The 14,932-nt window shown below is 42.6% G+C and carries 10 protein-coding genes; all 10 read left to right on the top strand.

Annotated features, from left to right (window positions below):
• Positions 1 to 2 precede the first annotated feature (2 nt).
• On the top strand, positions 3 to 1,574 hold the full coding sequence (locus tag GMA8713_RS01015; protein WP_062704868.1) for a cation:proton antiporter family protein: 1,572 nt from the start codon (positions 3 to 5) through the stop codon (positions 1,572 to 1,574).
• 247 nt (positions 1,575 to 1,821) lie between these two features.
• Positions 1,822 to 3,495, top strand: coding sequence for an asparagine synthase B (gene asnB, locus GMA8713_RS01010; protein ID WP_062704867.1), 1,674 nt, complete (start codon positions 1,822 to 1,824; stop codon positions 3,493 to 3,495).
• A gap of 621 nt (positions 3,496 to 4,116) precedes the next feature.
• Entirely contained in the window at positions 4,117 to 5,520 is a 1,404-nt protein-coding gene (locus tag GMA8713_RS01005) for an undecaprenyl-phosphate glucose phosphotransferase (protein WP_062704866.1), read from the top strand.
• Between the two features lie 10 nt (positions 5,521 to 5,530).
• Positions 5,531 to 6,763: an outer membrane beta-barrel protein gene (locus GMA8713_RS01000; protein ID WP_062704864.1), complete on the top strand. Its 1,233-nt coding sequence runs from the start codon at positions 5,531 to 5,533 to the stop codon at positions 6,761 to 6,763.
• Positions 6,764 to 6,786: 23 nt separating this feature from the next.
• Positions 6,787 to 7,320, top strand: a complete 534-nt coding sequence (locus GMA8713_RS00995; RefSeq protein WP_062704863.1) for a polysaccharide biosynthesis/export family protein — start codon at positions 6,787 to 6,789, stop codon at positions 7,318 to 7,320.
• Positions 7,321 to 7,480: 160 nt separating this feature from the next.
• Positions 7,481 to 9,709 (top strand): GumC family protein, encoded by a 2,229-nt coding sequence (locus GMA8713_RS00990; protein WP_062704862.1) that lies wholly within the window; start codon positions 7,481 to 7,483, stop codon positions 9,707 to 9,709.
• Positions 9,710 to 9,718: 9 nt separating this feature from the next.
• Positions 9,719 to 10,855, top strand: coding sequence for a non-hydrolyzing UDP-N-acetylglucosamine 2-epimerase (gene wecB / locus GMA8713_RS00985; RefSeq protein WP_062704860.1), 1,137 nt, complete (start codon positions 9,719 to 9,721; stop codon positions 10,853 to 10,855).
• 131 nt (positions 10,856 to 10,986) lie between these two features.
• On the top strand, positions 10,987 to 12,225 hold the full coding sequence (wecC, locus tag GMA8713_RS00980; protein WP_062704855.1) for a UDP-N-acetyl-D-mannosamine dehydrogenase: 1,239 nt from the start codon (positions 10,987 to 10,989) through the stop codon (positions 12,223 to 12,225).
• Between the two features lie 428 nt (positions 12,226 to 12,653).
• A complete protein-coding gene (locus GMA8713_RS00975) occupies positions 12,654 to 13,607 on the top strand; it encodes an O-antigen ligase family protein (RefSeq protein ID WP_198159436.1) in 954 nt (317 codons plus the stop codon).
• Entirely contained in the window at positions 13,607 to 14,932 is a 1,326-nt protein-coding gene (locus GMA8713_RS00970; RefSeq protein ID WP_062704850.1) for an oligosaccharide flippase family protein, read from the top strand. Before GMA8713_RS00975 ends, GMA8713_RS00970 begins: the two co-directional genes overlap by 1 nt.

Below are 14,932 nucleotides of genomic sequence, written 5' to 3'. Positions count from 1 at the left end.
TTATGGATCTAGTGATTATTGCCGTCGCATTTATCAGCGGCTTCCTTATGTTGCGCTGCCATATGCCTCCGTTAGTCGGCTTTCTGATAGCAGGGTTCGCGCTTCACGCTTCGGGATACACCAGTACGCCACTGATTCAGACTCTGGCAGATCTTGGCGTCACCCTGTTACTGTTTACCATCGGCCTCAAACTGGATGTAAAGTCTCTCCTAAACAAAGAAATTTGGCTGGGTGCGACGCTTCACAATATAGCGACCACTGCTCTGTTCACTCTTTGTTTGGTTGGTCTTAAAGCTATCGGTATATCGACATTTGCCAGCCTGAACCTCAATGATCTTGCTCTGATTGCTTTTGCCCTTTCTTTTTCCAGCACTGTTTTCGCCATCAAAGCACTACAAGAAAAAGGCGAGATGAATGCCACTTACGGCACCCTCGCCATCGGCATCCTGATTATGCAGGATATTTTCGCGGTGATTTTCTTAACGATCGCCTCGGGTAAAGTGCCGGGCATTGAAGCACTGTTACTCTTCGCATTACCATTGGCTCGCCCTATCCTTTTCAGGCTATTAGATCGCGCGGGGCACGGCGAAGTATTGGTGCTTTATGCTGTATTTCTCGCGCTGGTTGCCGGGGCAGGTTTGTTCGATGCGGTTGGCATGAAGCCGGATCTGGGTGCACTGATCCTAGGCATGCTGATGGCTGGGCACGCCCGTGCGTCTGAAATGGCAAAGTCCCTTTTTAATCTGAAAGAGCTCTTTCTTGTTTGTTTCTTCCTCAACATTGGCCTTTCAGAGCAGCCAACTGTTCAGGGCTTTTTCATCGCCATAATCCTCCTTCTCCTACTCCCTTTGAAAGGCGCGCTGTACTACCTGATTTTCAGTGCTTTCAAATTCCGGGTTCGTACATCACTGTTCGCGACACTGACCTTATTCAACTACAGCGAATTTGGCCTCATCGTCGGCGGTATCGCTTATCAAATGGGCATCATGCCAGGTAGCGTCTTGGTTGCTATTGCGATTGCTGTTTCCCTCTCCTTTGTTTTAGCAGCTCCACTCAACACCTTCAGTCACAAAATCTATGCGTATGCATCTGGTAAACTTCATGACCCCAACCCGAATAAGCTTCACCACAACGACCAGCTCATCTGCCTTGGGAATGCGCGAGTGGTGATTTTGGGGATGGGACGCATAGGTACGGGGGCATATGACGAGCTATCAGAAGACTACTCTGAAGCAGTGTTAGGCATTGAGGCTCGTGAAGACTCTGTCGAGCGTCATGGCAATGAAGGGCGCAAGGTTATTCTGGGAGACGCAACAGACCCTGATTTCTGGTCGCGGGTAACATCTTCAAAGCAAATAGAACTCATCTTACTAGCGATGCCAAACAGCCACGCTAATACCATTGCCATGGAACAGATTAATCAACTTAATTTTAAAGGCAGAGTTGCTGCTATCGCCCGTTACGCTGATGAACTGGAACAGCTTAAGGCGCTCGGCGTGGATGAAGCCTATAACATCTACCGAGAAGCAGGATCAGGTTTCGCACGTCACGTGAAAGAACAGTTAAATCGTTAAGCAGATTCTTCGCCTGCTAGATACTTTAAAGCGCCATTTCGCCCCGTCGATTGGCGCTTTTTCCATCATGCGCTAACATTTATTCATCAAAAGACCACTTTAATCGAATATTTTCTAATCACACACCAAGTTTGATATTTTTTTTCTCGCTCTTGCTTGCTTTTTTTGTCTAAGTTGGCAAATTGAACACAACGCAAAATAAAATGCGCCTTGAAAAGGCGGCAGTAGGAAGTTTGGAGAGGGATTTATGTGTTCTGTATTTGGCATTCTGGATATTAAGTCAGATGCGTCTGCACTTCGCGAAAGTGCTTTGGAAATGTCCAAGAAACTGCGTCACCGTGGCCCAGACTGGTCAGGTATTTACTCATCCGAGCGTGCTATTCTTGCTCATGAGCGCCTTGCCATCGTCGGTCTGAATTCTGGCGCCCAGCCTCTCTATAGCCCAGACGGCAAAGTGGTACTGGCTGTTAACGGTGAAATCTACAACCACAAAGAAATTCGCGCACGTTATGAGGGAAAATACGAGTTTCAAACTGATTCCGATTGTGAAGTAATCCTGGCTCTGTATCAGGACAAAGGTGCAGATCTTCTTGAAGAGTTAAACGGCATTTTTGCTTTTGCACTCTACGATGAAGAGAAAGATGAGTACCTTATTGGCCGTGACCATATTGGTATTATTCCTCTATATCAGGGTTATGATGAGCACGGCAACTACTATGTTGCGTCAGAAATGAAAGCACTGGTTCCAGTATGTAAAACCATCAGCGAATTCCCTCCAGGTTGCAGCTACGGCTCTAAAGATGCTGAGCCTGTTCGTTACTATGTGCGCGATTGGAATGAGTTCGCAGCGGTTGAAAACAACACCTCAAGTAAAGAAGAACTTACAGCGGCGTTAGAGGCTGCGGTTAAGCGACAGCTGATGACTGATGTTCCATATGGTGTTCTGCTTTCCGGTGGTTTAGACTCTTCTATTACTTCAGCAGTGGCTAAACGTTTCGCCGCAATGCGTGTTGAAGATGATGACAAGAGCGCTGCATGGTGGCCTCAGCTTCACTCCTTTGCGATTGGCCTGGAAGGCGCGCCGGATCTGAAAGCAGCTCGTGAAGTGGCAGAGAAAATTGGTACTGTTCACCACGAAATGACTTACACCATTCAGGAAGGTCTGGATGCTATTCGTGATGTTATCTATCACATTGAGACTTACGACGTAACAACTATCCGTGCATCCACGCCGATGTACCTGATGGGTCGTAAAATCAAAGCAATGGGCATCAAAATGGTACTGTCCGGCGAAGGTGCAGATGAAATCTTCGGTGGATACCTATACTTCCATAAAGCACCAAACGCCCAAGAGTTCCATGAGGAGACAGTGCGTAAACTGCTAGCTCTGAATATGTTTGACTGTGCCCGTGCGAACAAATCACTGGCGGCATGGGGTGTAGAAGGTCGTGTTCCTTTCCTCGATAAAGAGTTTATCGATGTAGCGATGCGCCTGAACCCGAAAGACAAGATGTGTGGCAACGGCAAGATGGAAAAACACATCCTGCGTGAGTGTTTTGAGCACTACCTGCCAGATTCAATCGCATGGCGTCAAAAAGAGCAGTTCTCGGACGGTGTTGGCTACGGCTGGATTGATACTCTACGTGCTGTTGCAGAAGAGAAAGTCACTGTTCAGCAAATGGAATCAGCCAGCTTCCGCTTCCCTTACAACACACCACAAACCAAAGAAGCTTACGTTTACCGTGAGATCTTTGAAGAGCTGTTCCCACTGCCATCAGCAGCAGAATGTGTACCAGGCGGCCCATCAATCGCCTGTTCAAGCGCCAAAGCGATTGAGTGGGATGAGAGCTTTAAAAACAGTGCAGACCCATCTGGTCGAGCTGTGGCAGCTGTTCACAACGAGGCTTACGCCAAGGCTTAAGATTAATCCATTATCGTTAAATAAAGGCTTTCCCAAGTGGAAAGCCTTTTTCTATACCGCAGCTCCAGATACAGTCCTATCACCTACATAAATAACACATATGGTCGCGAACAACTTGACCAAAATTAGTTCCGACTTCTTGCATTTCGTACCAAGACGATACTTATATGTTTCAAATGCATTACTCTTCACAATAATCATCTACTCAATAACAACAACAGCCACCCTTGTATCTAAACCTCACTAGGCATATTGAATAAGTCCGCTATTAACACTCTTGTTTATAGTTAACTCTATATATTTAGCTAATTTTATTTAGTTTCTCGTCGAGTTAATTTTATTTTTCTATATATCAGTTACATTCATTTGTGTGGCATCACGCACGAATGATTTATCGTCAAATCAAACACTCAATATCTATATAAACCCGTAATTTTCTGATGTTAATATCCTGCCATCTATTACTGCGTCAAACTTATGACGCGACAACTCTTTTTATTATCAAAACAATCAATAAGCGACTTTTTTATTTCGTACTTTGGGAACGACACTCAAGGGCGGTAGCGTCGAAAATCACAAGCCAACGATGGATCATCGATTAGTTATCTAAGGTCAGAGAAAATGGATTCCACTCTTAAATTACATAGTAACTACGGCGCACTACACGTTCTATATAGAACAATTGACTGTCTCATCATCTTATTGACACTTTACGTAATATCTACGTCCTATACCAATCAGTTCATCCAAAAAGACTTACTATTAGGAAGCTATGCGATTTTGGTATACATGCTCGTAGCAGAGAAAAATGAACTCTATCGCTCTTGGCGAGTTCATCTTTTTAGGGAAGAGGCGCTAAGTATCAGTAAGGCATGGTTTATTACTTTCATTGCGCTAGTTTTTCTGGCTTTCTTTACTAAAACAAGCACTGATTATTCACGTGTTGTTACTGGCGTTTGGTTGATAGCTACACCAGTAATACTGATTACTTGGCGATATGCAGCCAAACAGACTTTAAAGAAACTGCGCGATTACGGATATAATAAGAAAGAAGCCATCATCATAGGGGTGACAGAAAATGGTATTCGACTCGCTCACCAATTGAAAAAACACCCTGAACTTGGCATCAAAGTGAGCGGTTTTTATGATGACAGAGAAGCCAGCCGTCTAGATATCGACAATCTTCCAGCCCCATTTAAAGGCAATGTTCCTTCAGCGTTAGAGCTTGTTAAAAGTGGTGATGCCCAGCATGTCTACATTTCGATGCCACTGAAGGCAAATGAACGTATCACTGCGTATCTGAAAGACTTTTCAGATACCACTGCAAATACCTATTTGATACCGGATTTCTTTGTCTACAACCTTATCCAATCTCGATTGAGCGCCATTGGAAATATACCCACCATCAGTATTCATGATACCCCTTTCTACGGCACCAATGGATGGTTTAAGCGCGCTCAGGACATAGTACTTGCTTCATTGATTATTCTACTGATCAGCCCTGTACTTATCGGTGTCGCCATCGGCGTCAAGTTATCGTCACCTGGCCCAATCATTTTTAAACAATACCGCTACGGGCTGGATGGGCGCCGAATCAAGGTTTGGAAGTTCCGCTCAATGAGCACAATGGACAACGGCTCTGTGGTGAAACAAGCCACGAAAAACGACCCAAGGATTACCCCGTTTGGGGCATTTATCCGAAGAACGTCGTTAGATGAACTTCCTCAGTTCTTCAATGTGTTACAGGGCCGCATGTCTATCGTTGGACCCAGACCACATGCCGTTGCACACAATGAAGAATATAGGACCATCGTTGATCGTTACATGCTGCGACACAAGGTGAAACCAGGCATCACTGGCTTAGCGCAGGTTAACGGCTACCGCGGCGAAACAGATACCTTAGAGAAAATGCAGAAGCGCGTCGAATTCGACATCAAATACATTCAGTCATGGTCAACCTGGCTTGATCTAAAAATCATCTTTAAGACCGTGTTCAAAGGCTTTACCGGAAAAACTGCTTACTAAAGGAATGAAAATGAACAGCCCGAAGAAAACACTTATTGCTTTGGCTTTGTTAAGTACTAGCAGTTGGGTAGTCGCTAATGAAGATAATGGATACACCACAGAGTCAGGGATTAAAATCACCCCTCTCTTTGAAGCTTATTATGAATACAACGACAACGTCGGTCGCTATTCACCTTCTGAAAGCCTTGAATCCTCCAGTGCGTTGATTGCAAAGCCAGGTGTAATGTTTGAATCTGACCGTAACGGAAACCAATACCAGATTGCATACCAACTATCTTCCGGGAACTATTTTGACAGTGACGTCGACGACTTTCTCGACCACGCTTTCACGACAAACAATTTTGTGCAGATCAGCCAGAGAAGTGGGATTGGTTTTAACTATACGTACTTAAAATCTCACGAAGCTCGCGGTACAGGAATTTTGGCAGGTGACCAACTTACAACTATTGCCACTGAACCTGTTAAATACTCTCTCCACAACGCAAACGTTACCCATGTATACGGTGCAGAAGACGCGACAGGACGACTTGAGTCCAATTTAAGGTACGAAAACAAGAAATATAACAATTATCGCGACCTCACTGCTCCGGGTTTTGTTGCTTTGAGCACCAAGTATAAAGACTACGATGAAATCGCTGGCGGGCTAGCGTTTTACTATCAGATATTTCCAGCGACAGAGCTTTTACTCGAAATAGATTTAGCTGATCGTCAGTACAAGCTTGGTGACCCTATCAGTGGTAGTTCACAGAATAATCTTGATGCTTACTTTCTTGTAGGTACCCAGTGGGACATTACGGGCAAGACCACCGGCAAGCTGAGATTGGGCTTGCAAGACAAGAACTACGAAGATGATGCCAGAGAAGACTTCAATGGTTTCAGTTGGGATTTAGATGTTGTTTGGGAACCCCTTACCTATTCAATGATTGCTTTGTCTGCTGCACAGAGTGCCATCGACCCGGATCAAGGCAACAACTTCATCAATCAAACCAGTTTTGCCGCTAGTTGGAAACACTTCTGGTTATCGCGTGTATATAGCAACATCGCATTCGACATCATCAACGATGACTATTCACAAAGTGCCCGAGAAGACGACCTACTGAGATCCTCTTTCTACCTCGGATACGCGTTCAGGGAAGATACTGAAATTACTGCCGGCTGGCGATATGAAGACAATGACTCGTCAATTGACACCAACCGCTACAGCCAAAATGTATGGTACCTCGGCACTAATCTGGTGTTCTGATTTTACAAAGGATTACCGTTCAAATGACACACATCTATCGCTTACTCGTTACGTTCACCTTTATCCTCGTTTTTCCATTAAGTGCTCTCGCTAGTGGTAATGACTACACCATTGGCGCAGGCGATAAAATTCAAATCATCGTATATGGTGAGGAAGAGCTAACCATTGAAGAGTTATATATCGATAGCAGTGGCGAATTCGATTACCCCTATCTCGGTCAATTAATGGCAATTGGCAAAACGACCGAGCAGCTAAAGGCTGAAATTATCAGAGGTCTAAAAGGCGATTACCTTGTTTCACCCAAAGTTCGTGTGGGTATAGTTGGTTTCAGGAGTATTTTCGTCAACGGTGAAATCAAAAAGCCTGGCGGCTATGAATATCAACCAGGCCTTACCGTCGACAAGGCTATTGCACTTGCCGGGGGCTTCACAGAACGTGCCGCAAGAAAAAGTATCTACATTACTCGCGAAGATAAAAATGTACCTAAAAACCGGGTAAGCCTTTCTCACATGGTCGCACCTGGGGACATCATTGTTATTGAACAGAGCTTCTTCTAGACCCAGCGCCTCAGACGAATAAATTACCCCTAAGAGGGTATTAAAAATTTGGCTCATACTCCTGAAATATTAAATTTTCAAACCCCTTCTCTGTCGAGCCTTGGTCGATATAAATATCTCACGACAGTGAGAATAAACTGCATTTAAGATGGATTAAATAATGTCAGCTCACCCAAATGAAACTTCAGTACACCAAGAGCAACTGATTGATATTGGATATTATATTCATTTAATCAAGAAACGCTGGCTTTCTATCTCCTTCTTTACGTTACTCTGTACAGCGATTGCAGCTCTTGTGGCGTTATCAATCACACCTACCTATCGTGCTACAGCAACCCTTCTTATTGAGTCGCAACAGGCTAAAGCTATTTCTATAGAAGAAGTCGTTGGCATAGATAGCCGTGCAAACGAATACTATCTCACGCAATTCGAGATACTGAAGTCCAATCAAGTCGCACAGCGCGTTATCGACAAGTTACAACTTAGCCAGATTGAGGAGTTCAACCCATCAATCACTGCAAACAGTGAGCCTGGCTTCAAAGAACAATTCAAAGACTGGTTGCGCTCTCATCCAGTTATTGATTCTTTCTTTTCATCAAAAAAAGAAATGGCCATTGACCCAGAATTAGAAAAAGAGGCGACAAACTTAAAAATACTAAAAACATTTAAATCCAGACTTACAATATCACCAATTAGAAAAACGCAGCTGGTTCATATTTCGTTTGATTCACAGGACCCAAAACTTGCTGCTGAGATCGCGAATGCTGTGGGCTATGCCTTTATCGAAAACAATCTGGAGTCCAAGCTTCTCGCCACGGATAAAGCAAATGGGTGGCTAAACGAGCGCCTCACCGAATTGAAACAAAGCCTCAATTCATCAGAGCGAGCTTTGGTCGAGTTTCTACAACGTCAAGAGCTTATCGACGATAGCGGTATTGCGGCTCTAACCAGTAATGAACTACAAAATCTGACAGACAGAATCGCAGAAGCGACAGACCGAAGAACGAAAACCCAGGCGCTGTATAACGCGCTGAAAAGTAGTCCTAACGCCGATATTGCAACCCTCAGTGCTAACGCCCTGATTTCGAACCACCCGCAAGTGCGTGACATCCGCCTTGCAGAGTCGGAAGCTGAGAAAGAAGTCAGTCAGCTATCCAAGCGCTATGGCCCTAAACACGACAGAATGATTCAGGCCAACGCGAGGTTGAAGTCGGTTCAACGTCGTGCGGAAAGCCTAATTTATAAGCTGATCAATGGGGTCGAAAAAGAACTCGCCAGTGCGAAGGAGCAAGAAGCTCTGCTTAAACAAGAGCTGCTAAGCAAGAAAGAAGAGTTTCAATCTTTAAGTGTTGTTAAAAGTGAATACGATGCACTCAAGAGAGAGGTAGAGAGCAACGCCAAACTATATGACTTGTTCTTAACTCGCCAAAAAGAGACCTCTGCAACCAGCGATTTCAGCGCAGCCAATGCTCGCTTCAGCGACCACGCACTGGTTCCGCAAAATCCTTTTAAGCCGAATCGCAAACTCATCGTGGTCATTGCTTTAGTTGCAAGCATGGGTTTTGCTTGTGTTCTGGTGATTTGCTTAGATGCATTCAACAACACCATCTCTTCTGCCAGAGATTTTGAAAACAAACTCGGCTTGTTGCCTACAGGCACACTTCCTTTGGTTAAAGCCAAGGAGTATAAACGCAATCACATCGATGCTTCCGTTTTCAGCAACAGTAAGTTTGCCGCGTTTCAAGAGTCCATTGACTCCATTCGAACCTCGCTCTACCTGAGTATGCCGAAAACTGAAAGAAAATTTCTGGCACTGTCTTCTTCCGTACCTGGTGAAGGTAAAACGACAACAGCAGTCAATCTCGCCCAGTCTTTTGCAAGTATCGAAAAGGTTCTGCTGATTGATTGTGATTTGCGAAAACCTTCTGTGGGGATGCGCTTTGGACTCCCAAATAGTCATCCGGGACTGACCAACATTTTGGTGATGAATGCTTCACCCGATGACTGTGTGGCGTCCATTGATGGAACAAATCTTGACGTACTGCCCGCTGGGTTGATTGTTGCCAATCCGCAAGAACTTCTGAGTGGCACCTCTTTCCATAAGCTCATTGAAGAGCTGGCCGAACGATACGACCGCATCATCTTTGACACGCCGCCTATTTTGCCAGTGAAAGATGCATTTATCGTCGGGAAGTTGACCAAGGGAATTGTGCTCATTCTGAAAGCCAATAGCACAAGCAAGTCTGTTTATAAGCACACCATGTCCTTATTTACTAAACATCAAATATCTATTGATGGCGTAGTGATTAATCAGGTTCCTCAGCCAAAGAAAGGCACACATACCTACTCTGAGTATTCACGCTATGCCTACGGAAACATGGAAAGCTAAGGAAAGCATATGACAACTGCAATTAAAGTACTGACTGTCTTTGGCACCCGCCCAGAAGCAATAAAAATGGCGCCGTTGGTTCACAAGTTAAGTCACGCTGAGGGTATTGAGGCTAAGGTATGTGTCACCGCTCAACATCGCGAAATGCTTGATCAAGTCTTAGATCTCTTTGAAATTGAACCCGACTTTGACTTAAACGTGATGAAACCAGGACAATCGCTTTATGAGGTGACAAGCAATATTCTTTCCGGCCTAAAACCCGTACTTGAAGATTTCAAACCCGACATTGTTCTTGTTCATGGTGATACCGCAACGACACTTTCTGCCAGCCTAGCTGCCTACTTCCAACAAATTGCAGTAGGACATGTCGAAGCGGGACTTCGTACAGGGAACATCTACTCACCTTGGCCAGAGGAAGGGAATCGTAAACTGACCGGGGCAATATCAACGCTTCACTTCGCACCAACGAAAACGTCAGAATGCAACCTACTCTCTGAGGGAGTCAGCGCCGAGAGTATTTCTATTACAGGAAATACTGTCATTGATGCGCTTTTTCTTGTTAAAGAAAAGCTAGAGAATGACCAGGACCTCAATGACACCTTAACGGCTGTCTTTCCGCAAATAGATAACAACAAAAAGCTTATCCTTGTTACTGGGCATCGCCGGGAAAGTTTTGGCGGGGGATTTGAACGAATTTGTGAAGCGCTCGCTGAGATCGCGATTCGCCACCCAGATAGCCAAATTATCTATCCTGTTCACCTGAACCCTAATGTGAGAGAGCCGGTCAATCGCATACTTAAAGGTGTGAGTAACATTCACCTGATTGAACCACAAGAGTACCTGCCTTTTGTATATCTGATGAATAGAGCCCACATTATTCTCACCGATTCGGGCGGTATCCAAGAAGAAGCACCATCTTTAGGTAAACCAGTATTGGTGATGAGAGATACAACAGAACGCCCTGAGGCAGTAGAAGCTGGCACAGTAAAACTCGTGGGCACAGATACGAACAGAATTATCACAGCGGTTGAGAACCTACTTAATAACGAAGACGAATATGAAAGAATGAGCCGTGCACATAACCCCTATGGCGACGGTAACTCTTGTCAGAGAATTATCGAGAAAATAATGAAAACATTCTCCTAGCGTCTATTTCCTTCGTTGCTGAATAAACTGTCTGTTCTTCGTAATAAATGAAAACACAAATCTAATCCCATTTTATTCATTCTTAATTTTTAAAGCGCATACATGTTAAAAGTATGCCTTGAGGAGCTGTTATGTCCTTTAAAAAGGTTTCCGTCATTGGCTTGGGCTACATTGGTTTACCGACTGCCGCGGTAGTAGCATCCCGAGGCGTAGAAGTTGTAGGGGTCGATGTAAATCCAAAGGCCGTTGATACCATCAACCAGGGTAATATCCATATTGTTGAGCCAGACTTAGATATTGTTGTCCGCGGTGTCGTCAGCACAGGAAACCTTCGCGCAACCACGCAGCCTGAACCAGCTGAAGCTTTTATGATTGCTGTCCCTACCCCCTTTAAAGAGGGTCACTCGCCTGACCTTTCTTATATTGAAGCGGCCGCTAACGCCATTGCGCCTGTTTTAGAGAGGGGAAATTTGGTGATCCTCGAATCAACGTCACCAGTTGGCGCGACAGAAAAATTAGCTGCATGGCTAAAAGCTGCAAGACCTGATCTCACCTTCCCTCAAGACTCAGGTGATGCAGCAGACATCAAGGTTGCGCACTGCCCGGAGCGCGTATTACCAGGTTACGTACTTCAGGAGCTGGTTGCGAACGACAGAGTAATCGGTGGCTTGTCCAAAGCGTGTAGCGAAAAAGCGGTAGAATTATACAAAACGTTCGTGCGTGGAGAATGTATTGTCACCAACGCACGAACAGCAGAAATGGCAAAGCTTACTGAAAACTCTTTCCGAGATGTGAATATTGCGTTTGCCAATGAGCTTTCAATGATCAGTGACAAATTGAAAATCAATGTTTGGGAACTGATTCGATTAGCCAACCGTCACCCTCGCGTCAATATACTTAACCCAGGGCCAGGTGTTGGAGGTCACTGCATTGCAGTCGATCCATGGTTCATTGTCGACAGTTGCCCTGAAGAAGCAAAAATCATCCGACAAGCTCGCTTAACCAACGATTCAAAGCCTCATTACGTTATCGAGCAAGTGGCCAAAGCAGCAGATGAATTTAAACGCCCGGTCATTGCATGTTTGGGCCTAGCATTCAAAGCGGATATCGATGATCTAAGGGAAAGTCCTGCTTTGCAAATTGTTGAAGAATTGGCGAGCAAAAACATTGGGCAAATTTTTGCCGTTGAACCAAATGTAGAGTCAATACCAGAGCGACTTGTGCATGCTGGGGTCGAACAGATGACGCTAGAAGGGGCAATCGAGCGCGCCAATATTATTGTTGTTTTAGTAGATCATAAGCAGTTTAAAGAGTCTGACAAAATGCAATTTGCCACTAAAGTTGTGATTGATACCAGAGGCATCTTCTAGATAGAGCAGAGGTGTATGTCACACGTACAGAATATACATAGTTCGGTGAAGACCAAGTAACAGATAGTAGTTCCATACATACACCTCTATAACCTTTCATTGAACGCATGGAGGTTATATCGAAAAAATATTTTTCACAGGGTTTTCCTATAATCAACCTCTTATCCCTCACCTAACTTTGGTTAAAAAGAATGCCTAACATTTATGTAAATAAAAGACAGTTTATGAATATCAGTCTTTTTGTGTCATTTACATTGCTACTCCTAGGACATAATCTTTTTGATAGAAAAACACTATTCGCTTTATTCTTAATACTATGCATATATAATATTAAAAGAATTCCATTAATCGTCTCTAGGCTCGCAAAAAACGCTCCTATATTAGTTGTTATTGTATACTGCTTCGTTAGCATCAGTTGGTCTTCCTGGATGTATAAAAGTCTAGAAGAAGCGATGATTCAACTAATGCTAATATTAACAATTGCGATGCTCTCTTGTAGTTACACAACAAAAGAAGTCATAGCAATATTAAAAATAAGTCTGTGTACTATTGTATTAGTTAACATCATATCAATTCCATTATTAAACAACGCATCATATACAGCCGCAGGTTTACATGGGATATATCCGCATAAAAATCAACTAGGTTTAATAATGGCGTTGAGTGTAATAGTTTTTGTTTTTGACTATGTGGAAAAAAAATCAGCCACGACCCTAGTTTTTATAGTTCTTTCTGCAACTCTCCTCATCCTATCCATTTCAAAGACATCAATGTTGCTAGTAGCTTTGTCTATCGCAGTAGCTCTAGTAATAAAAAACACAACAATAGACATCAATCATGCATCCGTTCCTTCACTAAAATTATTCACTATAATATCTACGATGATATCTGCGTCATTTCTCATAACTTATAGATACGAGATTTTAGACTATCTTTACTATAACTTAAGTGAAGAATTATTAACAGGAAGGGGAAAGTTGTGGCTAACAATGCTAATTCATTCAGAGGAAAATATAATTAATGGATTTGGATTTCACTCTGTTTGGGGAAAGAATGATTATTCCGAAATATACTTTACTGACTTATATAGAACTAATCCACTATGGATTGAAGCACTAGCTGCTTCGGACAGTGGATACATAGACATAACGGTTTCATTAGGAATAGTTGGTTTATGCCTATTTTTTTTCTTCATCATAAATACGATGATCAATATAATCATTGTGAAAAAATCAATTTACTTCCCAGTATTATTTAGCTTTTTATTTTTTATCGCATTGCACAACATAACCGAAACTTCATTTTTACTTTCAACTAACATACTTTGGGTACTGACGATTTTGACATCTTTTTTAGCAATTAAAGAAAGAGAGAGTTACTAATGTCAAAAATGTCCAACATAAAAAAGGCCGCATGGTATGCCGTAGAAAACACAACAATGGTTGCGTTTGGTTTAATAAGTGTAATCGTTGTAGCTCGAGTATTTGGCCCTGAAAACTTAGGAAAATTAAGCTTTATACAAGCATTATCAGCCACAACAATGTTCTTAGTTGTTCTTGGCTTAGATCATATAATCGTTAGAGAACTAGCTAGAAAAAATGATGACTATGATTTAATTTTCACATCAATGATAATGCAAACCATCGGCTGGATTGCTCATGTGATTCTTGTGATTCTTGCAATATTTGTAATTAGCAACGATCCTATAGAAATAAGCATAATTTATATAACCATATCGGTATTGCTAGCAACTTACTTCGCCAGGGGAACTGTATTAAAGTTGTTTTTCCAAGCAATAAACGTGCCAAAGAAAATTGCAATATCCGCCATAATATCAAGAATTATATCACTGAGCTATCTAACAGCAGCTTTAGTTCTAAATTTAGATTATCACCTAGTAATAATCTTTATCCCAATACAAGCACTCGTTCAATTTTTGGTACTTTTAATACAGTTTTTAAGTTGTAGAAACATTGATATTAAAAGTCTTAAATTTGACCAAAAAAGGTCAAAATCACTAATCAAAGAAGCTCTGCCACTCATAGGCTCTTCGATGTTGTTTCCGGTATTTATGCAAGGTGACATATTGCTGATTTCATCAATTCTAGATGAGAAAAATACGGGGATATACAGCTCTGCAACTAGACTTATTTCTCAGCTAGTGTTTGTTGGTCATATCGTTACCATGACTTTTTATTTAGCACTATCTGATAAATATTTCGAAAAAAGCAACGACTATGAGTCATTTTTAAATGGCCTAATAAAAATTCTTTTCATACTAGGTTTTGGGATGGCTTTGTCTATATACATGCTGTCAGAACAAATCATAATCGCACTTTATGGAGAGAAATTCACCGGCGCAGAGGACATTCTAAAAGTTATATGCTGGAATTTAGTATTTATTTTTCCGGCGGCTTTGTTTTCTAGACTTCTTGTACTTCAAAACCTTGCCAAGTATGAGTTCATAAAGTCATTAACAATAGCAATATTTAGTTTATCGATGAACTTTATATTTATCGAAAAATACGGAATACTCGGATCAGCCGTTGTTTCCCTGTGTTCATATGCTCTTGCCGACCTAATATTCTACTCACTTTTCAAGGAAACGCGCGACATATTCAAAAAGGCCATATCATCTTATGCCACTACGATTTTTAACCCACCTAAAGCAATGAAAAACATCATAAAAACTCTGGAGGCAAAGTAG

Origin of the sequence: Grimontia marina (genome assembly GCF_900060185.1) — a bacterium.
In the GTDB taxonomy this organism is placed as follows: Bacteria; Pseudomonadota; Gammaproteobacteria; order Enterobacterales; family Vibrionaceae; genus Enterovibrio; species Enterovibrio marinus.
This window is presented reverse-complemented; position numbering and strand designations above follow the sequence as displayed.